The organism is Streptomyces sp. NPDC097595 (assembly GCF_044761525.1).
Lineage (GTDB): Bacteria > Actinomycetota > Actinomycetes > Streptomycetales > Streptomycetaceae > Streptomyces > Streptomyces drozdowiczii_A.
Genome location: NZ_JBIWCN010000002.1, coordinates 365,489 through 385,876 on the forward strand (window position 1 = coordinate 365,489; position 20,388 = coordinate 385,876).

Here is a 20,388-nt window from a genome sequence, read left to right on the forward strand (position 1 = left end):
GCCATGATCAGGAGCGGAATGGATGGTTCAGGGGTGACATGTCCGTTTCGAAGGCCCCGGCGGTGTGTCCACATTGGGGCGATTGTCCCGGTGCTCGTGAGCAAACTCACATGAAGATCGCCGTCTTTTCCGGGCCACCGGAGGGAATTGCATGTTTAGCCTGACGCTTTACTGGGATGGCAGAACCGACAACCGGCGCCCCCTCTCGTACGGGCGGCGCCCCGACGACAGGGCCGTACGGCAGATGAACACGACTCCGCTCCGCATCCTCGCCAACCCCCGCCGCACCACGCTGGCGCACCTCGCGAACGCCGAGGCGCTGAAGACGGTGGAACTCCCGGAGCACGCGGTCCAGCTGCCGACGCAGACCGCCAACCCGCGCCGCACGATCCTGATGACGGCCCCCGCCGCCGTCCCCGCCGCCGCGGAGTAATCCCGCACGGGAGCGCCCCTCATGCGCGTGGGCGCTTCGCCCGGCGGGTATTGCCCCGTCGCGCCGCCCAGCACGCGCGCTCGCCGCGTTGGCCAAAAGCCCTGGTAGCTCCGCTACAAGGACTTCCGGCCGCCTTGCGATCGCACGCGCCGGACGACGCTCCTTTACGGGCAATACCCGCCGGGCGAAGCGCTAGCCTGGAGCGTCAGTCTTTTCCAGGCACCCAGCAAGCAGTGAGGGGCGACAGCAACCCGTGCGCATCGCCAGGTTCTCCATCGACGGCAATGTCGCCTTCGGCGCGGTCGAGGGCGACGGGCCCGACGGTCTCGTCCTCGACATCATCAAGGGCATCCCGTACTCCGAGTTCGAGCTCTCCGGGACCAAGGTCCCGCTGAACAAGGTGCGGCTGCTGCCGCCCGTGCTCCCCAACAAGGTCGTGGCCATCGGCCGCAACTACGCGGAGCACGCCGCCGAACTCGGCAACGAGGTCCCCGACGTCCCCGTCGCCTTCTTCAAGCCCACCACCTCGGTGATCGGCTCCGGCGACGCCATCGAGTACCCCTCCTTCTCCGACGAGGTCCACCACGAGGCCGAGCTGGCCGTGGTCATCGGCCGGATGTGCCGCGAAGTGCCGCGCGAGCGGGTCAAGGACGTCATCTTCGGCTACACCTGCGCCAACGACGTCACCGCCCGCGACGCCCAGAAGCGGGAGAAGCAGTGGGCCCGGGCCAAGGGCTTCGACACCTCCTGCCCCCTCGGCCCCTGGGTGGAGACCGACCTCGACCCCAGCGACCTCGCCATCCAGGCCACGGTCAACGGCGAGCAGCGCCAGCTCGGCCGGACGAGCGACATGATCCGGTCCATCGAGGACCTGGTCGTCCACATCACGGAAGCCATGACGCTGCTTCCGGGCGACGTGATCCTCACCGGCACTCCCGCGGGGGTCGGACCCCTCCATGTCGGCGACGAGGTCGCCGTCACCATCGAAGGCATCGGCACTCTCACCAACAAGGTGATCAAGCGTGGCTAACGCACCTTTCCCCAAGCTCTCGACTTCGCTCGACCAGGGGAGGCCCCACCGTGTACGTTTCTGTCCCTCCCCGACCGGTAATCCGCACGTCGGCCTGGTCCGGACGGCCCTCTTCAACTGGGCCTTCGCCCGGCACCACCAGGGCACCCTGGTCTTCCGCATCGAGGACACCGACGCGGCGCGCGACTCCGAGGAGTCGTACGAGCAGCTCCTCGACGCGATGCGCTGGCTCGGCCTGGACTGGGACGAGGGCCCCGAGGTGGGCGGCCCGCACGCCCCGTACCGCCAGTCGCAGCGGATGGACATCTACCAGGACGTCGCCGAGAGGCTGCTCGCCGGCGGTTACGCGTACCACTGCTACTGCACCACGGAGGAGCTGGACACCCGCCGCGACGCCGCCCGCGCCGCCGGCCGCCCGTCCGGCTACGACGGCCACTGCCGCGAGCTGACCGCCGAGCGGAAGGCCGCGTACGAGGCCGAGGGCCGCACGTCGATCGTCCGCTTCCGGATGCCCGACGAGGCCATCACCTTCACGGACCTGGTCCGCGGCGACATCACCGTCCAGCCGGAGAACGTCCCGGACTACGGCATCGTCCGCGCCAACGGCGCCCCGCTCTACACGCTGGTCAACCCGGTGGACGACGCGCTGATGGAGATCACCCACGTCCTGCGCGGCGAGGACCTGCTCTCCTCCACCCCGCGCCAGATCGCCCTGTACCGGGCGCTCATCGAGCTGGGCGTCGCCAAGGACACCCCCGCCTTCGGGCACCTGCCGTACGTGATGGGCGAGGGCAACAAGAAGCTGTCCAAGCGCGACCCGCAGGCCTCGCTCAACCTCTACCGCGAGCGCGGCTTCGTCCGCGAGGGGCTTCTCAACTACCTCTCGCTGCTGGGCTGGTCGATCGCCGAGGACCGCGACATCTTCGACATCGACGAGATGGTCGCCGCCTTCGACATCAAGGACGTCAACGCCAACCCGGCCCGCTTCGACCTCAAGAAGTGCGAGCACATCAACGCGGAGCACATCCGCCGGCTCGACGTGAAGACCTTCACCGAGGCGTGCGGCCCGTGGCTCCAGGCGCCGTTCGCCCCCTGGGCCCCGGAGTCCTTCGACGCGGCGGTCTTCGCCGAGATCGCCCCGCACGCCCAGACCCGGGTCACGGTGCTCTCCGAGATCACCGCCAACGTGGACTTCCTGTTCCTCGACGAGCCGGTGCACGACGAGGCGTCCTGGGCCAAGGCGATGAAGGAAGGCTCCGACGCCCTCCTCGTCACCGCCCGCGCCGAGCTCATCGCCGCCGACTGGAACGCGGAGGCCCTCAAGGCCGCCGTCCTCGCCGCCGGCGAGCAGCACGGCCTGAAGCTCGGCAAGGCCCAGGCCCCGGTCCGGGTGGCCGTCACCGGCCGCACGATCGGCCTCCCCCTCTTCGAGTCCCTGGAGATCCTGGGCCGCGAGAAGACGATCGCCCGCATCGACGCGGCCCTGGCCAAGCTGACCGCGTAACGCACGACCGACGCACGGGACGGGCCCGGCAGCCGCACAGCGCGGCCGCCGGGCCCGTCCCGCTGTCCGGGGCTCCGCGTAGAGTCGGGCCATGCCCATCAGAGCCGTCCTCTGGGACATCGACGACACCATCTTCGACCACACGACGGCCGCCGCCACCGGCATGGCCCGGCATCTCGCGGCGGAGGGGCTGCCTCCGGGGCACGCCACGCCCGACGCGGCCGTCGAGGCGTGGCAGGGGGTCTCGCAGCGGCACTGGGCGCGGTATTCCGCCGGGGAGACCGACTGGCAGGGGCAGCGGCGGGGCCGGGCCAGGGAGTTCCTCGGGCGGGAGCTGGATGACGACGAGGCCGACGCCTGGTTCGATCGTCACGCCTCCCACTACGAGTCCGCCTGGGCCCTCTTCCCGGACACCGTCCCGGCGCTCGACGCCCTGGCGGGGACGTACCGGCACGCCGTGCTCTCCAACTCGGCCCAGGAACAGCAGCACCAGAAGCTGACCGTGCTCGGGGTGCGCGACCGGTTCGAGTCCCTGCTGTGCGCGGCGGAGCTGGGCGTCTCGAAGCCGGCCCCCGGGGCCTTCCTCGCCTCCTGCGAGGCGTTGGGACTCGACGCGCACGAGGTGCTGTACGTCGGGGACGAACCCGACATCGACGCCGCCGGGGCGACCGCCGCCGGCCTCGCGGCCGTGTGGCTGGACCGGCGCGGCAGGGGAGGGCGGCCCGAGCTGGTCCGGATCACGGGGCTCGACCAGTTGCCGGGGCTGCTGGCGGGCGATACCCGTTTTGGAGCGTCGGACACCTTCGGGTAATGTTCTTCCTGCGCCGCCCGAGCGGGCCGAAAGATCCGGCCGGGAAGCGCAGACAGGAACAAGGCCCCAAGGGGTTGCGTTTCAGTGGGCTATGGTGTAATTGGCAACACTACGGTTTCTGGTACCGTCATTCTAGGTTCGAGTCCTGGTAGCCCAGCGCAGTACAGAGCAAATCGCAGGACAAGCCCCCGTTGTGTAGCGGCCTAGCACGCTGCCCTCTCACGGCAGTAGCGCCGGTTCGAATCCGGTCGGGGGTACAGATCCTTCCCGCGAGATCACCTGGGTCGCACCCACGGTCTCGATGCAGGATCGCTAGGGCCCCCGTTGTGTAGCGGCCTAGCACGCTGCCCTCTCACGGCAGTAGCGCCGGTTCGAATCCGGTCGGGGGTACTTGCAACACCATGGGCTATGGTGTAATTGGCAACACTACGGTTTCTGGTACCGTCATTCTAGGTTCGAGTCCTGGTAGCCCAGCGCAGTACAGAGCACGTTGTAGAACAAGCCCCCGTTGTGTAGCGGCCTAGCACGCTGCCCTCTCACGGCAGTAGCGCCGGTTCGAATCCGGTCGGGGGTACAACAGGCACGAGGCGAAGGCCCTTCACTCCGGTGAGGGGCCTTTCGCTTGTACGCGGCACGGGGCCTCCTCGTCCGGCTCCGGCCCGTGCGGCAACAGGCCCTCGCGCAGGTAGTACTTGACCGCCGCAGCCGAGGGCGATGTCGTCGTCCTGTTGATCGGCATGCGGATCAACCACTTCAGGGTGGGGCTGTGGCATGAGACCTACATCGTGCCCGAGGGCGGCTACGAGTCCATCTACGCCGACATGCCGGCGTACGGACTGGCCGCGGCGACCGGGTCGCTGCCGATCGGGGGGCGGGGCCGCCGGGCGGCGGACCGGCTCGCGCACCGGTCGGGCGCTTCCGGCGCCGAGTGAAGCGGTGAGGGGCTGAGAAGGGGGCCGCCACGACGCTGGGGCGGCCTCGGGGGAGGGGAGGAGGCGCGGCCGGGGCTCAGCCGCTGCGGCGCAGCGCCTCGCTCAGCCGGGCGGCCGAGTCGATGACCGCCTGGGCGTGCATCCGGCCCGGGTGGCGGGTCAGCCGCTCGATCGGTCCGGAGACCGAGACCGCGGCGACCACGCGGTTCGACGGGCCGCGCACCGGGGCGGAGACCGAGGCCACGCCCGGCTCGCGCTCACCGATCGACTGGGCCCAGCCGCGCCGCCGTACGCCGGAGAGCGCCGTCGCCGTGAAGCGGGCGCCCTGGAGGCCGCGGTGCAGCCGCTCCGGCTCCTCCCAGGCCATCAGGATCTGCGCGGACGAGCCGGCCTTCATGGTGAGCGTGGAGCCGACCGGCACGGTGTCCCGCAGTCCGGACAGCCGCTCCGCCGCAGCCACGCAGATGCGCATGTCGCCCTGGCGCCGGTAGAGCTGGGCGCTCTCGCCGGTGATGTCGCGCAGATGCGTGAGCACCGGCCCCGCCGTGGCCAGCAGGCGGTCCTCACCGGCCGCCGCCGCCAGCTCGGAGAGCCGGGGGCCGAGAATGAACCGGCCCTGCATGTCCCTCGCCACCATCCGGTGGTGTTCCAGTGCCACGGCCAGCCGGTGGGCCGTGGGTCGTGCGAGCCCGGTCGCCGCGACCAGCCCGGCGAGGGTGGCCGGCCCGGACTCCAGGGCGCTCAATACCAGAGCCGCCTTGTCGAGAACGCCGACGCCGCTAGAGTTGTCCATACGACGATACTCGCGTCTCACTCTGTGAAACGCAAGTTCAATTTTCCCGGGAAGTTGCGAACCTGTACCAGCGGCCCCACAACGGCCCGTAGCCACCGCCCCGCACGGGGGTCCGGACGGGGGCGCACCGAATCTCTAGTTGGGCCGGCGATGACGCCGGCCGGAGGGAAAGCGATGGGTAGGACACTCGCGGAGAAGGTTTGGGACGACCATGTCGTCCGGCGCGCCGAGGGCGAGCCCGACCTCCTCTTCATCGATCTGCACCTGCTGCACGAGGTGACCAGTCCCCAGGCGTTCGACGGCCTGCGGCAGGCCGGGCGCCCGGTGCGGCGGCTCGACCTCACCATCGCCACCGAGGACCACAACACCCCGACCCTCGACATCGACAAGCCGATCGCCGACCCGGTCTCCCGCGCCCAGCTGGAGACGCTGCGGAAGAACTGCGCGGAGTTCGGCGTCCGGCTGCACCCGCTGGGCGACGTCGAGCAGGGAGTCGTGCACGTGGTCGGCCCGCAGCTGGGCCTGACCCAGCCCGGCACCACCGTGGTCTGCGGCGACTCCCACACCTCCACGCACGGTGCGTTCGGCGCCCTCGCGTTCGGCATCGGCACCAGCCAGGTCGAGCACGTGCTGGCCACCCAGACGCTGCCGCTGGCCCGCCCGAAGACGATGGCGATCACCGTCGAGGGCGAACTGCCCGACGCCGTCACCGCCAAGGACCTGATCCTGGCGATCATCGCCCGCATCGGCACCGGCGGCGGCCAGGGCTACATCCTCGAATACCGCGGCTCCGCCATCGAGAAGCTCTCGATGGAGGCCCGGATGACCATCTGCAACATGTCGATCGAGGCCGGCGCGCGGGCGGGCATGATCGCCCCCGACCAGACCACCTTCGACTACCTGCGGGGCCGCGACCACGCCCCGCAGGGCGAGGACTGGGACGCCGCCGTCGCGTACTGGAAGACGCTGCGCACCGACGACGACGCGGTCTTCGACGCCGAGGTGGTCATCGAGGCCGCCGAGCTGGCGCCGTTCGTCACCTGGGGCACCAACCCCGGCCAGGGCGCGCCCCTGTCGGCCAACGTCCCCGACCCGGCTTCGTACGAGGACGCCTCGGAGCGCAACGCCGCCGAAAAGGCCCTGGAGTACATGGGGTTGACCGCGGGCCAGCCGCTGCGCGAGATCAGCGTGGACACGGTCTTCGTAGGCTCCTGCACCAACGGCCGCATCGAGGACCTGCGCAACGCCGCCGCGATCCTGGACGGCCGCAAAGTCGCCGACGGCGTACGGATGCTGGTCGTCCCGGGCTCCGTCCGGGTCGCCCTCCAGGCGGTCGACGAGGGCCTGGACAAGGTCTTCACCGCCGCCGGCGCCGAATGGCGGCACGCGGGCTGCTCGATGTGCCTCGGCATGAACCCCGACCAGCTGGCCCCCGGCGAGCGCTCCGCCTCCACCTCGAACCGCAACTTCGAGGGGCGGCAGGGCAAGGGCGGCCGTACCCACCTGGTCTCCCCGCAGGTGGCCGCCGCCACCGCGGTGCTGGGCCATCTGGCCTCGCCCGCCGACCTGACCGACGACCGCACGCCCGCCGGAGTCTGAGAATCATGGAAGCTTTCACCGCACACACCGGCCGGGCCGTCCCGCTGCGCCGCAGCAACGTCGACACCGACCAGATCATCCCCGCCCACTGGCTCAAGAAGGTCACCCGGGACGGCTTCGAGGACGGCCTCTTCGAGGCGTGGCGCAAGGACGAGACCTTCGTCCTCAACCGCCCCGAGCGCCAGGGCGCGTCGGTCCTGGTGGCCGGCCCCGACTTCGGCACCGGCTCCTCCCGCGAGCACGCCGTCTGGGCGCTGCAGAACTACGGCTTCAAGGCCGTCGTCTCCTCCCGGTTCGCCGACATCTTCCGCGGCAACTCGCTGAAGAACGGTCTGCTGACCGTGGTCCTGGACCAGAAGACGGTCGACGCCCTCTGGGAGCTGACGGAGGCGGACCCGACGGCCGAGGTGACGGTCGACCTGGAGGCCCGGCAGGTCCGCGCCGAGGGCATCACCGCCGACTTCGAGCTGGACGAGAACGCCCGCTGGCGGCTGCTGAACGGCCTGGACGACATCAGCCTCACCCTTCAGAACGAAGCCGACATCGCGGCTTACGAGGCGGCCCGGCCGGCCTACAAGCCCCGCACAATTCCGGCCTGATCAGCGCGTTTTCAGGACTGCACCCCCTGCCTTCTGGTAGGGGGTGCAGTCGTTTGTTGGGACCCCGTCGGGCGACAACTCGCCCCAGATGGCACAATCGGTGCATGGAACGCGACAGCCAACTCAAGATTTACGGCCAAGTCGCCGACCAATTGAAGGAAGCGCACTCCCGGGTGCGCGCACTGCAAGTCCCGGACGGCGTAAGGATGGCGTTGAACCGGAAGCTGTTGGTCGTCACGGCCACGGCGAAGCACGATCTCCCGGGCGCGGCAAGGCGTCTGGACCGGTTGATGAAGGACCTCGACGAGGGCCGATTCCCCGAAGGTGACTGACTCCGCAGAACTGCGCGGCGGTCGACTTCGTTGCGGCACTAGGGTGATTAGCCCGTTTCGTGTTTGATTTGCGGTATATATCTGCCTAACGTGCGAAAAAGCCGGACAGATTCGTTCCGGCAATGTCTCCGAAGGGGAAGACGTGAACAAGGCGCAGCTCGTAGAAGCGATTGCCGACAAGGTCGGCGGCCGGCAGCAGGCCGCGGACGCCGTCGACGCGGTGCTCGACGCGATCGTCCGTGCGGTTGTCGCGGGGGACCGGGTCTCGGTCACCGGCTTCGGCTCGTTCGAGAAGGTCGACCGCCCCGCCCGCTACGCGCGCAACCCGCAGACGGGTGAGCGCGTGCGGGTCAAGAAGACCTCGGTGCCCCGCTTCCGCGCGGGCCAGGGCTTCAAGGACCTGGTCAGCGGCTCCAAGAAGCTCCCCAAGAACGACGTGGCCGTGAAGAAGGCCCCCAAGGGCAGCCTCTCGGGCGGTTCTTCCACCCGTACGACGGCCAAGGCCGCCGCCAAGAAGGCCACCGCGAAGAAGGCCGTGGCGAAGAAGGCCACCGCCAAGAAGGCCACCCCGGCGAAGAAGACCACCGCCGCGGCCAAGAAGACCACCGCGACGAAGGCGTCGCCGGCGAAGAAGACGACGACGTCCGCCGCGAAGAAGGCCACCCCGGCGGCCGCGAAGTCGACGGCGGCCAAGAAGACCACCGCCGCCAAGACCGCGCCCGCCAAGAAGACCACGGCGAAGAAGGCGCCCGCGAAGAAGACCACCGCGCGCAAGACCACGGCCAAGAAGGCCACCGCGCGCAAGAAGTGAGACCGGGCCGTACAGGCCCCCACACGCGCCGGGCCGGGCTCCCCTCGGGGAGCCCGGCCCGCGGGCTGTCCGGGGAGCACCCACCCGGAAGGCTCAGAACGTCTGGAGCGTCACCAGGCTGATCCGCAGCCCGGCCCCCTCGCCCTCGCCCTCGATCCGCACCCGCTGTCCCGGCCGCAGCAGCCGCAGGCCGCCCGCGTCGAAGGCCGCCGCGTCGAAGTCCACCGGGGTGCCGTCATCGAGCAGCACACTGCCGCTCCGCGTCTCGGGGTCGTACGTGTACGAGGTCGCCTGCATGGGTGCAGACTATCGGTCCCGCGCGACCGCCCCGGCGGCCCAGCGCCCCGCCGTGAACGGGCCGACGCCCAGGTCCAGCGCCACCCGCAGGTCCTCGCCGGTGTCCACGTCCCGGCGCACCGAATCGATCCCCGGCAGCGTGATTTCCACCGCGCCCGACGCCAGATGGCGCACCCGCGACGGGCCACCGAAAGCCGGCCGCAATTCCACTCCCGGAGCAGCCGACAGAAATGTCGTCCCGATTCCCGCCGCATCGGGAACAAATGCGCGGGGAAAAGCGGCAGAGAATTCGAGGACCCGGGACAATTCCGCCGGGCGCAGTGCGGGCAGATCCGCGTTGAGCGCGGCCAGCGGCGCCCCCGGCCTGCCCGCCCTGACCGCCCGCTCACCGTGCGCGAGGGCCGCGTTGAGCCCCGCCCCCGGGGAATCGGGCACGACCAGGGCGCCGAGCGCGGCCAGCGCCGCCCCCGCCGCCGGGTCGTCCGTGACGACCACCACATCCGCCACATCCGGGCAGGACAGCGCGGCGGCCACCGTGTCCCGGGCGAAGGCGAGGGCGAGCCGGGGGCGCAACAGCGCGCCGGAGGCGGGCGCCAGCCTGCTCTTGGCCCGCGCCAGCGGCTTCAACGGGACGACCAGGGACCAGCGGCCGGCCGGGTCGGTGTTCGTGGCGGTCCCTCCCTCGATACGCATCGCCGCCTATTCTCGCCTGCCGGTGCGCCGACCCGGAGGGTCGCCCCCGGGGGCGAGGCGTACGGTGTTCTCGACAGAGCAGGGGCCTGGGGCGAGACTTGACCCTCGGTAGTCAGACAGCAGACAGCTCCACGGTCTTGTTCACAGAGGAAAGGTGTCCGAGTGTCCCGCCGCAGAATCGGCTTCTGGTACCGCCTGGCGGCGGTCATCGCGAAACCGCCGCTGGTGGTTCTCTTCAAGCGCGACTGGCGGGGAACGGAACACATTCCGGCCGACGGCGGATTCATCACAGCGGTCAACCACAACTCGTACCTGGACCCCCTCTCGTACGGGCACTTCCAGTACAACACCGGCCGCGTGCCGCGCTTTCTGGCCAAGGCGGGGCTCTTCAAGGGCGCCTTCATCGGCACGATGCTGCGCGGCACCGGCCAGATCCCCGTCTACCGCGAGACCACCAACGCGATGGACGCCTTCCGGGCCGCCGTCGGCGCCATCGAACGCGGCGAGTGCGTCTGCTTCTACCCCGAGGGCACCCTCACCCGCGACCCCGACATGTGGCCGATGGCCGGCAAGACCGGCGCCGCCCGCGTCGCGTTGATGACCCGGGCCCCTGTCATCCCGGTCGCGCAGTGGGGCGCCAACGAGGCGATGCCGCCGTACGCCACCGAGAAGAAGCTGCGCCTCCTGCCCCGCAAGACCCTCCGGGTCAAGGCCGGGCCGCCCGTCGACCTCTCCCGGTTCTACGACCGGGAACCGACGCCCGAGGTGCTGCGCGAGGCCACCGAGGTGATCATGCGCGCGGTCACCGCGCAGCTGGAGGAGATCCGCGGGCAGCAGGCACCCGCCGAGCCCTACGATCACCGCAAGGCCCGCGCCGAACAGCGGCGCAAGGCCCAAGGAGAGGGACTCACGTGACGCACCCCGCCAAGGCCGCCGTCTTCGGAACCGGCTCCTGGGGTACCGCCTTCGCCGTCGTCCTCGCGGACGCGGGCTGCGAAGTGACGCTCTGGGGCCGCCGGGCCGAGGTCGCGGAGGCCATCAACACCACCCGTACCAACCCCGAGTACCTGCCGGGCATCGAGCTGCCCGCCTCGGTCCGGGCCACCACGGACGCGGCCGAGGCGCTGCGCGGCGCCGACTACGCGGTGCTCGTCGTGCCCTCCCAGACCCTGCGCGCCAACCTCGCCGACTGGACCCCGCACCTGGAACCGCAGACGGTGCTCGTCTCCCTCATGAAGGGCGTCGAACTCGGCACCGCCAAGCGGATGAGCGAGGTCATCGAGGACGTCACCCAGGTGTCCCCGGACCGCATCGCCGTCATCACCGGGCCCAACCTCGCCAGGCCGATCGCCGAACGTCTTCCCGCGGCGGCCGTCGTCGCCTGCCAGGACGAGTCGGTGGCCAAACGCCTGCAGGCCGCCTGCCACACCCCGTACTTCCGCCCGTACACCAACACCGACGTGGTCGGCTGCGAACTCGGGGGAGCGGTAAAGAACGTCATCGGTCTCGCCGTCGGCATCGCCGACGGCATGGGCCTCGGTGACAACGCCAAGGGCTCGCTCATCACCCGGGGCATTGCCGAGACCACTCGACTCGGCCTGGCCATGGGTGCCGACCCGCTGACGTTCTCCGGCCTGGCGGGCCTGGGCGACCTGGTAGCCACGTGTTCCTCGCCGCTCTCGCGCAATCACACCTTCGGGATGAACCTCGGTCGCGGCATGACACTGGAGGAGACCATCGCCGTGACCAAGCAGACCGCCGAGGGCGTCAAGTCCTGCGAATCGGTGCTCGACCTGGCCCGGCGGCACGGTGTCGAGATGCCCATCGCCGAGACCGTCGTCGGCATCGTCCACGAAGGCAAGTCGCCCAAGGTCGCGGTCAAGGAGCTCATGTCGCGCAGCGCCAAGGCCGAACGGCACTGACGCCACCCGGGGCCCACCCGCCCCGGGCGGCCCGTGCCGCGCTGACTCGGCCGGTACCAGCAGGTACGCTCATCGCGATATGAGCAGCGAGAACCTCCCCCAGAGCCCGGAGCAGCAGCTCCGCAAGCCGCGCGTGGCCGTCGTGTTCGGCGGCCGCAGCTCCGAACACGGCATTTCGGTGGTCACGGCCGGCGCCGTCCTGAACGCCATCGACCGGACCGCGTACGACGTCCTGCCGATCGGCATCACGACGGACGGCCGCTGGGCGCTCACCGCCGACGAACCCGAACGCATGGCCATCGCCGACCGGACCATGCCGGACGTGGCGCAGCTCGCCGAGTCCGAGGAGGGCGGGGTCGTGCTCTCCGTCGACCCCGGCAGCCGCGAAGTGGTCTACACCGAGCCCGGCGCGGTGCCCAAGGCGCTCGGCGAGGTCGATGTCGTCTTCCCCGTCCTGCACGGCCCGTACGGCGAGGACGGCACCCTCCAGGGACTCCTGGAGCTGTCCGGTGTGCCGTACGTGGGTGCCGGCGTCCTCGCCTCGGCCGTCGGCCAGGACAAGGAGTACATGAAGCGTGTCTTCACCTCCTTCGGCCTCCCGGTCGGCCCGTACCTGGTGGTCCGCCCCCGCGAGTGGGAGGGCGACCCGGCCGCCGCCCGCAAGCGCATCACCGGCTTCGCCGACGAGCACGGCTGGCCGCTCTTCATCAAGCCCGCCCGGGCCGGCTCGTCCATCGGCATCACCAAGGTCGAGGACGCCTCCGGACTCGACGCGGCCATCGAGGAGGCCCGCCGCCACGACCCGAAGTTCCTGGTCGAGTCGCTGCTGAGGGGCCGCGAGATCGAGTGCGGCGTCCTGGAGTTCGAGGACGGCCCGCGCGCCAGCGTCCCGGCCGAGATCCCGCCGGTCACCGCCCATGACTTCTACGACTTCGAGGCCAAGTACATCGACGCCGCCTCCGGGATCGTGCCGGCGCCGCTCACCGAGGAGCAGACCGCCGAGGTCCAGCGGCTGGCCGTCGAGGCCTTCGACGCCTGCTCCTGCGAGGGCCTGGTGCGCGCCGACTTCTTCCTCACCGAGGACGGCGGCTTCGTCATCAACGAGATCAACACCCTGCCGGGCTTCACCCCGATCTCCATGTACCCGCGCATGTGGCAGGAGAGCGGCGTCAGCTACCAGCAGCTGGTGGACCGGCTCATCCAGGCCGCGCTGAACCGGCCGACCGGACTGCGCTGACGACACCGGGACACGGCGAAGGGTGTGCGCTCAAGACGCTCCGCGCGAGCGCACACCCTAGAACCGGTTCGGGATCGTCTTCCTCACCGCAGGGGCGAACGCCGCGAGCGGCGTCGTGTCATGCGCGTACGCCTCCGAGAGCGACACCTCGACGTACGTCTTGCGCAGGGTCGTCGTCAGCCGCGGCCCGTCGTTCTCCCGCTGCTCCAGCATCCAGTTGACGCCGCTCGCGGTGATGCCCTTCGACTGGTCGTCGTCCATCTTCGCGGGGCGCACCACACCGCAGCGCAGTACGATCGCCCCGTCCCCCCACCCGGCGGTCAGCACCGAGGCGGGTTCGGGGTCGTTCCGCTCCAGACCGCCGACGGTGTCCGGCAGTTCCTTGTCCAGCGCGCGGCAGTAGGCTGCGGCTTCCGGGGACGGGGAGGGCACCGTGACCGACGCCGTCGCGTCGCCCCCGGAACAGCCCGCCGCCAGCAGCATCAGGGCGGCGGACGGACCGAGGAACACGGGGCGGAGGAGCCGGCGGCCGGAGGATGTCACCGGCCCAGCGTAGACGGGGGCTACAGGTGAACGACCGGGCAGGTCAGGGTTCGGGTGATGCCGTCCACTTGCTGGACCCGCGCCACCACCATGCGCCCGAGCTCGTCCACCGTGTCGGCCTGGGCGCGCACGATCACGTCGTAGGGACCGGTGACGTCTTCTGCCTGGATGACTCCCGGGAGCTTGGAGATGGTCTCGGCGACGATCGACGCCTTGCCCACCTCGGTCTGAATGAGGATGTACGCCTGTACCACGGAACCTCCAGGGCGGCCACGAGGATCATGTGGGGGAAAGGGACGCCACGTTATCGCGTCGCCGCGCGGAGCGGGGAGACCCGCGGGCCGGATGACGTCCTCAGCGTGGCGTACAGAACGCGCAAGTTGACGTAACTCTTGACAGTACCGACAGCAGAGACGGCACGCGACCGCGAGTGGGGCGGCGCGCACGGGGGACAGGCCGGAGTTCCGGCCCGACAGATGAGAGGTGACACTCGGTGAAGGCAACCGTGGGCGAGTTGGGGGAGTTCGGGCTCATCAAGGAGCTCACGTCCCGGCTCACCACCACTCCGGCGGTCCGGCTCGGCCCGGGCGACGACGCCGCGGTCGTGACCGCCCCCGACCGCAGGGTCGTGGCCAGTACGGACATCCTGCTGGAGGGACGGCACTTCCGGCGCGACTGGTCGACGGCGTACGACGTGGGCCGCAAGGCCGCCGCGCAGAACCTCGCCGACATCGCCGCCATGGGCGCCGTGCCGACCGCGCTCCTGCTCGGCCTCGTCGTCCCGGCCGAACTCCCGGTCACCTGGGCCGCCGAGCTGATGGACGGACTGCGCGACGAGTGCCAGGTCGCGGGGGCGGCCGTGGTCGGCGGGGACGTCGTGCGCGGCGACCTCATCACCGTCTCGATCACCGCGCTCGGCGACCTGCGCAACCACGAACCCGTCACCCGGGCCGGTGCGCAGCCCGGGGACGTCGTCGCCGTCACCGGCTGGCTCGGCTGGTCCGCCGCCGGATACGCCGTGCTCTCCCGGGGCTTCCGCTCACCGCGCGCCTTCGTGGAGGCCCACCGCCGCCCCGAACCGCCGTACCACGCGGGCCCCGCGGCGGCCGGGCTCGGCGCCACCGCCATGACCGACGTCAGCGACGGGCTCGTCGCCGACCTCGGACACATCGCCGAAGCCAGCAAGGTCCGCATCGACCTGCGGTCCGGGCTCATCGACGTGCCGTCCCAGATGTCGGACATCGGGCAGGCCGTCGGCGTCGACCCCATGCAGTGGGTGCTCACCGGCGGCGAGGACCACGCCATCGTCGCGACCTTCCCGCCCGACGTGAAGCTCCCGGCCCGCTGGAAGGTCATCGGCGAGGTCCTCAACCCCTCGGCACTGCCCCAGGTCACGGTCGACGGAGCGCCCTGGACCAGCAAGAACGGCTGGGACCACTTCGCCGACATCGAGGACGCCCAGTAGATTGCGGCTATGCCGACCACCACCTCCATACCGCCCCGCGTGCTCACCGTCGCCGGATCCGACTCCGGCGGCGGTGCGGGCATCCAGGCCGACCTCAAGACGATGCTCGCCCTCGGCACACACGGGATGAGCGTGCTCACCGCCGTCACCGCGCAGAACTCGCTCGGCGTCCAGGGCGCCTGGGAACTGCCCCCCGAGGCGGTCCGCGCCCAGTACCGCAGCGTCGTCGACGACATCGGCGTCGACGCCGTCAAGACCGGGATGCTGGCGTCCGCCCCGCTCGTGGAGACCGTCGCGGAACTCCTCGCGGACAGTGCGGCGCCCGTCGTCGTGGACCCCGTCGGCGTCTCCAAGCACGGCGACCCGCTCCTCGCCGCCGACGCCCTGGAATCCGTCCGTACGAAGCTGCTCCCCGTCGCGACCGTGGCGACCCCCAACCTGGACGAGGTGGCGCAGCTCACGGGCATCGCCGTCACCGACGAGGCCGGGATGCGCCGGGCCGCCGGCGCGCTGCTCGCCTTCGGGCCCCGCTGGGTCGTGGTCAAGGGCGGCCACCTGCCCGGCGAACCCGTCGACCTGCTCACCGACGGCAGCGAGGAGCACTGGCTGCGCGCGCCCCGCCACGACAACCGCCACACCCACGGCACCGGCTGCACCCTCGCCTCCGCCATCGCGAGCCACCTGGCACGGGGCGCCGAGGTGCCGGAGGCGGTCCGGGCCGCGAAGGCGTACGTCACCGGGGCGATCGAGGCGGGCTTCCCGCTCGGCACGGGCATCGGCCCGGTCCGCCACGGCTGGCGGCTGCGCGAAGCGGGCTGACCCGCGAGGCGCGCCCCGTACGGGCACAGCAAAAAGCCGGTCCACCGAGGTGGACCGGCTTTTCGGGCAACCGGTAGGGCTGCGCTACGACGGGAACGTCAGCGCGCGACCTTGCCGGCCTTGATGCACGAGGTGCAGACGTTGAGCCGCTTCGGCGTCCGACCGACCACGGCACGCACGCGCTGGATGTTGGGGTTCCAGCGACGGGACGTACGGCGGTGCGAGTGCGAAATGCTGTTGCCGAAGCTCGGCCCCTTGCCACAAACGTCGCAGTTGGCAGCCACGGGTCACTCCAAAACTTCAGGTGCACTTACAGTGAATTCCGGCACGCCGGATTCAAGATCTGAAGTGGCGGTACCGGGGGAATGTCCCGACTCTCGTCGGGCAACCGAAGCAGCATACAACGCCTGCTCCGGAGATACGAAACTACCATGTCTTCCGCCCCCGCCCTCCCCGCCCCCGGACCGCCCGCACCCTCCGACCGGGGCTAACCTGCGGTGCAGCCAGCCGCCCCGCCCCCGTCACGAGCCCCCGTTCCGAGTCCCGTCCGAGGAGGACCCGAGGTGCCGCAGACCGCCGACGAACCGGATGCCGTCGCGGTACGGAGCTGGTGCTCCCTGGCCCTCGAAGCGCTCGGCCGGGAGCGGGAGGCCATCGACGCGATCAACGTCTATCCCGTCGCCGACGGGGACACCGGCACCAACCTCTACCTGACCGTGGAATCCGCGGCGGCCGCCGTCGAAGCGGTCTTCGCCGCCCACGCGACCGGCACCTCGGTCCCCTCCGCCGCCGACGCCGTACGGGCCATGGCCCACGGCGCCCTCATCGGCGCCCGGGGCAACTCCGGCACGATCCTCGCCCAGCTCCTGCGCGGCATGGCCGGCGTCCTCGCGGAGGGCACCGGCGGCGACCGGATGCGCCTCGCCCTCGACCGGGCCGCAGCCTGGGCCCGCGAGGCCGTCGCCCGCCCCGTCGAGGGCACCGTCCTCACCGTCGCGGACCGGGCCGCGGCCGCCGCCGCCCAGGCCGCACCCGGCGCGGACACGGCCGAGGTGGCCCGGGCCGCCTACGAGGGCGCCCGCGCCGCCCTGGACGCGACGCCCGGACAGCTCCCCGCCCTCGCCAGGGCCGGAGTGGTCGACGCCGGCGGGCGCGGCCTGGTCACCCTGCTCGGCGCCCTGGTCGAAGCCGTCTCGGGGCGGGGCCCGGAGCGGCCGTACGAGGCCCCCGTCCCGTTCGTCCCGGTGGGCGGCGAGGACACGGAGTGCCCGGCGGGCGACGACGGGGACGGGGGCGGCCCCGCCTTCGAGGTGATCTACCTCCTGGAAGCGGGCGACGAGGCCGTCGAGCGGCTGCGCGCCCGGCTGGACGCCCTCGGCGACTCCCTGGTGGTGGTCGGCGGCGACGGGCTGTGGAACGTCCACGTCCATGTGGACGACGCAGGCGCCGCCGTCGAGGCGGGCGTCGAGGCCGGCCGCCCGTACCGCATCCGCATCACCCACTTCGCCGCCGACCGCGCCCACGCCCGCCCCGAGCCCGCCCGGCGCGCGGTCGTCGTGGTCGTCCCGGGCGACGGCCTCGCCGCCCTCTGCCGGGAGGCCGGCGCGACGACCGTGCTCGCCCGGCCCGGCGAACCGCCCGCCAGCGGCGAACTGGCCGACGCCGTCCGCCGCGCCCACGCCCGCGAGGTCGTCCTCCTCCCGAACGACGCGGACCTGCGCCACACCGCGGCCGCCGCCGCCGAACAGGCCAGGGCCCAGGGCGTCCGGGTCGCCGTCATCCCGACCCGGGCCGCCGTCCAGGGCATCGCGGCCCTCGCCGTCCATGAGCCGGACCGCAGCTTCGACGAGGACGTGGTCGCGATGACCTCGGCCGCCGGAGCCACCCGCTACGCCGAACTGGCCGTCGCCGAACGGCAGTCCTGGACCACGGCGGGCATCTGCCAGGCCGGGGACGTCCTCGGGCTCATCGACGGCGATGTGGCGGTCATCGGCCAGGACGTCCCCGGCACCGCCCGCAAGGTGCTGGACCGGATGCTCGCGGCCGGCGGCGAACTGGTCACCCTGGTCCTGGGCGAGAACACCCCGCCCACGCTGGCCGAAGCCCTGGAACAGCACGTCCGCGACGGGCACCTGGCGGTGGACACCACCACCTACCGGGGCGGCCACCAGGGCGCGCCGCTGCTCATCGGCGTCGAGTAGCACCCGGCGCGACGACGGGCCCGGGCGGCGCCCGACGGACAACTGTCACTGCCGTGGTGTGCAATGGATCGCGTGTCTGCGTTCGAAGAACCCCTCAAGAAGCTCCTCGGCGGACCCACCGCGAAGGTGATGGCCGAACACCTCGACCTGCACACCGTCGGTGATCTCCTCCATCACTACCCGCGCCGGTACGAGGAGCGCGGCCGGCTCACGGCGCTGACCGACCTCCCGCTGGACGAGCACGTCACGGTGGTCGCCCAGGTCGCCGACGCCCGCGTCCTCACCTTCAACGGCGGACGCGGCAAGCGCCTCGAAGTCACCCTCACCGACGGCCACGGCCGCCTCCAGCTCGTCTTCTTCGGCCACGGCGTCCACAAGCCGCACAAGGACCTGCTGCCCGGCCGGCGCGCGATGTTCGCCGGCAAGGTCTCCGTCTTCAACCGCAAGATGCAGCTCGCCCACCCCACGTACCAGCTGCTCGACGCCGCCTCCGTGGACGACGCCGAGGCGACCGAGGCCGTCGACGCCTTCGCGGGCAAGCTGCTGCCGATCTACCCCGCCTGCAAGCAGCTCGACTCCTGGCGGATCGCCAAGGCGGTCGACGCCGTCCTGCCCAGCGCCCAGGAGGCCGTCGACCCGCTCCCCGAGGCCCTGCGCGAGGGCCGCGGATTCACCTCGCTGCCCGAGGCCCTGCTGAAGATCCACCGCCCGGCCACCAAAGCCGACGTGGCGGCGGCCCGGGACCGGCTGAAGTGGGACGAGGCGTTCGTCCTCCAGGTCGCCCTGGCCCGTCGCAGGTACGCCGACACCCAGCTCCCCGCCGTCGCCCGCAGGCCCGTCCCCGGCGGCCTGCTCGACGCCTTCGACGCGAAGCTGCCGTTCACCCTCACCGACGGCCAGCAGAAGGTCTCCAAGGAGATCTTCGACGACCTCGCCACCGAGCACCCGATGCACCGCCTCCTCCAGGGCGAGGTCGGCTCCGGGAAGACCATGGTGGCCCTGCGCGCCATGCTCGCCGTGGTCGACGCGGGCGGCCAGGCCGCCATGCTCGCGCCCACCGAGGTCCTGGCCCAGCAGCACCACCGGTCGATCACCGAGATGATGGGGGAGCTCGCCGAGGGCGGCATGCTGGGCGGGGCCGACCAGGGCACCAAGGTCGTCCTGCTCACCGGGTCCATGGGCACCGCCGCCCGCCGGCAGGCCCTGCTCGACCTGGTCACCGGTGAGGCCGGCGTCGTCATCGGGACGCACGCCCTGATCGAGGACAAGGTCAAGTTCCACGACCTGGGCCTGGTCGTCGTGGACGAGCAGCACCGCTTCGGGGTCGAGCAGCGCGACGCCCTCCGGTCCAAGGGCAAGCAGCCGCCCCACCTCCTCGTCATGACCGCGACGCCCATTCCCCGTACCGTCGCCATGACCGTCTTCGGGGACCTGGAGACCTCCGTCCTCGACCAGCTCCCGGCCGGCCGCTCGCCCATCGCCAGCCATGTCGTCCCCGCCAAGGACAAGCCGCACTTCCTCAGCCGCGCCTGGGAACGGGTCCGCGAGGAGGTGGAGAACGGCCACCAGGCGTACGTCGTCTGCCCCCGCATCGGCGACGACGAGGACGACCCCGCCAAGAAGAAGGGGAAGAAGGCGGCCGAGGAGGAGGCCGCCACCGCCGACAAGCGCCCGCCGCTCGCCGTCCTGGAGATCGCCGAACAGCTCGCCAAGGGCCCCCTGCACGGACTGCGCGTCGAGGTGCTGCACGGCAGGATGCAGCCCGACGACAAGGACGACGTCATGCGCCGCTTCGCCGCAGGCGACGTCGACGTCCTGGTCGCCACCACCGTCATCGAGGTCGGCGTCAACGTCCCCAACGCCACCGCGATGGTCATCATGGACGCCGACCGCTTCGGCGTCTCCCAGCTGCACCAGCTGCGCGGCCGGGTCGGACGCGGCTCCGCCCCCGGACTCTGCCTGCTGGTCACCGAGGCCCACGAGGCGAGCCCCGCCCGCGCCCGGCTCTCCGCCGTCGCCGCGACCCTGGACGGCTTCGAGCTCTCCCGTATCGACCTCGAAGAGCGCCGCGAGGGCGATGTGCTCGGCCAGGCCCAGTCCGGGGTCCGCTCCTCGCTGCGCGTCCTCAGCGTCATCGACGACGAGGAGGTCATCGCCGCCGCCCGCCAGGAGGCCGTCGCCGTCGTCGCCGCCGACCCCGACCTGGAGCACCTGCCGGAGCTGCGCACCGCGCTGGACGCCCTGCTCGACAAGGAGCGCGAGGAGTACCTGGACAAGGGGTGAGCCGGGCCGCCCCGGGAAGCCCGGCCCTCCCCGACGCCATATCGTGGGAGGTACGGCGCCCACGGCACCCCGCGCGCCGCCCCG

Annotated in this window: 22 protein-coding genes and 5 tRNA genes; 21 read left to right on the top strand and 6 right to left on the bottom strand. The window is 71.5% G+C overall.

What is annotated here, in order from left to right; translation table 11 throughout:
• The first annotated feature begins 244 nt into the window (after nucleotides 1–244).
• The 10 genes from ACIQZN_RS04235 to ACIQZN_RS04280 all read left to right on the top strand — a co-directional run bounded on the left by ACIQZN_RS04235 (nucleotide 245) and on the right by ACIQZN_RS04280 (nucleotide 4,710).
• Nucleotides 245–433: a hypothetical protein gene (locus tag ACIQZN_RS04235; protein ID WP_403988213.1), complete on the top strand. Its 189-nt coding sequence runs from the start codon at nucleotides 245–247 to the stop codon at nucleotides 431–433.
• Nucleotides 434–686: 253 nt separating this feature from the next.
• Nucleotides 687–1,463: a fumarylacetoacetate hydrolase family protein gene (locus ACIQZN_RS04240; RefSeq protein WP_329029144.1), complete on the top strand. Its 777-nt coding sequence runs from the start codon at nucleotides 687–689 to the stop codon at nucleotides 1,461–1,463.
• On the top strand, nucleotides 1,456–2,967 hold the full coding sequence (gene gltX / locus ACIQZN_RS04245) for a glutamate--tRNA ligase (protein ID WP_403988215.1): 1,512 nt from the start codon (nucleotides 1,456–1,458) through the stop codon (nucleotides 2,965–2,967). Before ACIQZN_RS04240 ends, gltX begins: the two co-directional genes overlap by 8 nt.
• Before the next feature lie 91 nt (nucleotides 2,968–3,058).
• A complete protein-coding gene (locus ACIQZN_RS04250) occupies nucleotides 3,059–3,778 on the top strand; it encodes an HAD family hydrolase (RefSeq protein WP_403988217.1) in 720 nt (239 codons plus the stop codon).
• Nucleotides 3,779–3,863: 85 nt separating this feature from the next.
• A tRNA-Gln gene (locus tag ACIQZN_RS04255) sits at nucleotides 3,864–3,935 on the top strand.
• 27 nt (nucleotides 3,936–3,962) lie between these two features.
• Nucleotides 3,963–4,035: transfer RNA gene (locus ACIQZN_RS04260), tRNA-Glu, on the top strand.
• Between the two features lie 60 nt (nucleotides 4,036–4,095).
• Nucleotides 4,096–4,168 (top strand) — tRNA-Glu (locus tag ACIQZN_RS04265).
• A gap of 12 nt (nucleotides 4,169–4,180) precedes the next feature.
• A tRNA-Gln gene (locus tag ACIQZN_RS04270) sits at nucleotides 4,181–4,252 on the top strand.
• Nucleotides 4,253–4,279: 27 nt separating this feature from the next.
• Nucleotides 4,280–4,352, top strand: a tRNA-Glu gene (locus ACIQZN_RS04275).
• A 118-nt stretch (nucleotides 4,353–4,470) separates the two neighbouring features.
• Complete coding sequence (locus tag ACIQZN_RS04280) at nucleotides 4,471–4,710, top strand: monooxygenase family protein (RefSeq protein ID WP_403988219.1); 240 nt, start codon at nucleotides 4,471–4,473, stop codon at nucleotides 4,708–4,710.
• 76 nt (nucleotides 4,711–4,786) lie between these two features.
• Here the strand turns inward: ACIQZN_RS04280 and ndgR are convergent, their stop codons facing one another.
• Complete coding sequence (ndgR, locus tag ACIQZN_RS04285) at nucleotides 4,787–5,503, bottom strand: IclR family transcriptional regulator NdgR (RefSeq protein WP_026237628.1); 717 nt, start codon at nucleotides 5,501–5,503, stop codon at nucleotides 4,787–4,789.
• Between the two features lie 174 nt (nucleotides 5,504–5,677).
• Between ndgR and leuC the strand changes: the two genes are divergently transcribed.
• The 4 genes from leuC (at nucleotide 5,678) to ACIQZN_RS04305 (ending at nucleotide 8,844) form a co-directional block, all read left to right on the top strand.
• Nucleotides 5,678–7,102 carry a 3-isopropylmalate dehydratase large subunit gene (leuC, locus tag ACIQZN_RS04290; RefSeq protein ID WP_403988222.1) on the top strand — a complete coding sequence of 475 codons (1,425 nt, stop codon included), beginning with the start codon at nucleotides 5,678–5,680 and terminating at the stop codon, nucleotides 7,100–7,102.
• Nucleotides 7,103–7,107: 5 nt separating this feature from the next.
• Nucleotides 7,108–7,701, top strand: a complete 594-nt coding sequence (gene leuD, locus ACIQZN_RS04295) for a 3-isopropylmalate dehydratase small subunit (RefSeq protein WP_403988224.1) — start codon at nucleotides 7,108–7,110, stop codon at nucleotides 7,699–7,701.
• Between the two features lie 104 nt (nucleotides 7,702–7,805).
• Nucleotides 7,806–8,033 carry a hypothetical protein gene (locus ACIQZN_RS04300; RefSeq protein ID WP_018102425.1) on the top strand — a complete coding sequence of 76 codons (228 nt, stop codon included), beginning with the start codon at nucleotides 7,806–7,808 and terminating at the stop codon, nucleotides 8,031–8,033.
• Nucleotides 8,034–8,175: 142 nt separating this feature from the next.
• Entirely contained in the window at nucleotides 8,176–8,844 is a 669-nt protein-coding gene (locus ACIQZN_RS04305) for an HU family DNA-binding protein (protein ID WP_403988226.1), read from the top strand.
• Between the two features lie 93 nt (nucleotides 8,845–8,937).
• On the opposite strand, the gene ACIQZN_RS04310 is transcribed toward ACIQZN_RS04305, so the two are convergent.
• Together ACIQZN_RS04310 and cofC are read right to left on the bottom strand one after the other, a co-directional pair.
• Nucleotides 8,938–9,141: a hypothetical protein gene (locus ACIQZN_RS04310; protein WP_018102423.1), complete on the bottom strand. Its 204-nt coding sequence runs from the start codon at nucleotides 9,139–9,141 to the stop codon at nucleotides 8,938–8,940.
• Between the two features lie 9 nt (nucleotides 9,142–9,150).
• Nucleotides 9,151–9,834: a 2-phospho-L-lactate guanylyltransferase gene (gene cofC, locus ACIQZN_RS04315; protein ID WP_403988229.1), complete on the bottom strand. Its 684-nt coding sequence runs from the start codon at nucleotides 9,832–9,834 to the stop codon at nucleotides 9,151–9,153.
• A 162-nt stretch (nucleotides 9,835–9,996) separates the two neighbouring features.
• Here cofC and ACIQZN_RS04320 point away from each other — a divergent pair, with 162 nt between their 5' ends.
• The 3 genes from ACIQZN_RS04320 to ACIQZN_RS04330 all read left to right on the top strand — a co-directional run bounded on the left by ACIQZN_RS04320 (nucleotide 9,997) and on the right by ACIQZN_RS04330 (nucleotide 12,993).
• Nucleotides 9,997–10,749 (top strand): lysophospholipid acyltransferase family protein, encoded by a 753-nt coding sequence (locus ACIQZN_RS04320; RefSeq protein ID WP_403988231.1) that lies wholly within the window; start codon nucleotides 9,997–9,999, stop codon nucleotides 10,747–10,749.
• Nucleotides 10,746–11,756: an NAD(P)H-dependent glycerol-3-phosphate dehydrogenase gene (locus ACIQZN_RS04325; protein WP_403988233.1), complete on the top strand. Its 1,011-nt coding sequence runs from the start codon at nucleotides 10,746–10,748 to the stop codon at nucleotides 11,754–11,756. The genes ACIQZN_RS04320 and ACIQZN_RS04325 overlap by 4 nt, the downstream gene beginning before the upstream one ends.
• 79 nt (nucleotides 11,757–11,835) lie before the next feature.
• Nucleotides 11,836–12,993, top strand: coding sequence for a D-alanine--D-alanine ligase family protein (locus tag ACIQZN_RS04330; protein WP_403988235.1), 1,158 nt, complete (start codon nucleotides 11,836–11,838; stop codon nucleotides 12,991–12,993).
• Nucleotides 12,994–13,050: 57 nt separating this feature from the next.
• Here the strand turns inward: ACIQZN_RS04330 and ACIQZN_RS04335 are convergent, their stop codons facing one another.
• Both ACIQZN_RS04335 and ACIQZN_RS04340 read right to left on the bottom strand, forming a co-directional pair.
• Entirely contained in the window at nucleotides 13,051–13,536 is a 486-nt protein-coding gene (locus tag ACIQZN_RS04335) for a DUF3515 domain-containing protein (protein ID WP_403988237.1), read from the bottom strand.
• A 20-nt stretch (nucleotides 13,537–13,556) separates the two neighbouring features.
• Nucleotides 13,557–13,790 carry an Lrp/AsnC ligand binding domain-containing protein gene (locus ACIQZN_RS04340; RefSeq protein WP_018102417.1) on the bottom strand — a complete coding sequence of 78 codons (234 nt, stop codon included), beginning with the start codon at nucleotides 13,788–13,790 and terminating at the stop codon, nucleotides 13,557–13,559.
• Between the two features lie 239 nt (nucleotides 13,791–14,029).
• On the opposite strand from ACIQZN_RS04340, the gene ACIQZN_RS04345 reads away from it, so the two are divergent.
• Nucleotides 14,030–15,001 (top strand): thiamine-phosphate kinase, encoded by a 972-nt coding sequence (locus ACIQZN_RS04345; protein ID WP_403988239.1) that lies wholly within the window; start codon nucleotides 14,030–14,032, stop codon nucleotides 14,999–15,001.
• 9 nt (nucleotides 15,002–15,010) lie between these two features.
• Entirely contained in the window at nucleotides 15,011–15,820 is an 810-nt protein-coding gene (thiD, locus tag ACIQZN_RS04350; protein WP_403988241.1) for a bifunctional hydroxymethylpyrimidine kinase/phosphomethylpyrimidine kinase, read from the top strand.
• Nucleotides 15,821–15,918: 98 nt separating this feature from the next.
• On the opposite strand, the gene rpmB is transcribed toward thiD, so the two are convergent.
• Entirely contained in the window at nucleotides 15,919–16,104 is a 186-nt protein-coding gene (gene rpmB / locus ACIQZN_RS04355; protein WP_003965989.1) for a 50S ribosomal protein L28, read from the bottom strand.
• A gap of 279 nt (nucleotides 16,105–16,383) precedes the next feature.
• On the opposite strand from rpmB, the gene ACIQZN_RS04360 reads away from it, so the two are divergent.
• Together ACIQZN_RS04360 and recG are read left to right on the top strand one after the other, a co-directional pair.
• On the top strand, nucleotides 16,384–18,021 hold the full coding sequence (locus ACIQZN_RS04360) for a DAK2 domain-containing protein (protein ID WP_403988244.1): 1,638 nt from the start codon (nucleotides 16,384–16,386) through the stop codon (nucleotides 18,019–18,021).
• 63 nt (nucleotides 18,022–18,084) lie between these two features.
• Nucleotides 18,085–20,304 (top strand): ATP-dependent DNA helicase RecG, encoded by a 2,220-nt coding sequence (recG, locus tag ACIQZN_RS04365; RefSeq protein WP_403988246.1) that lies wholly within the window; start codon nucleotides 18,085–18,087, stop codon nucleotides 20,302–20,304.
• Nucleotides 20,305–20,388 lie beyond the last annotated feature (84 nt).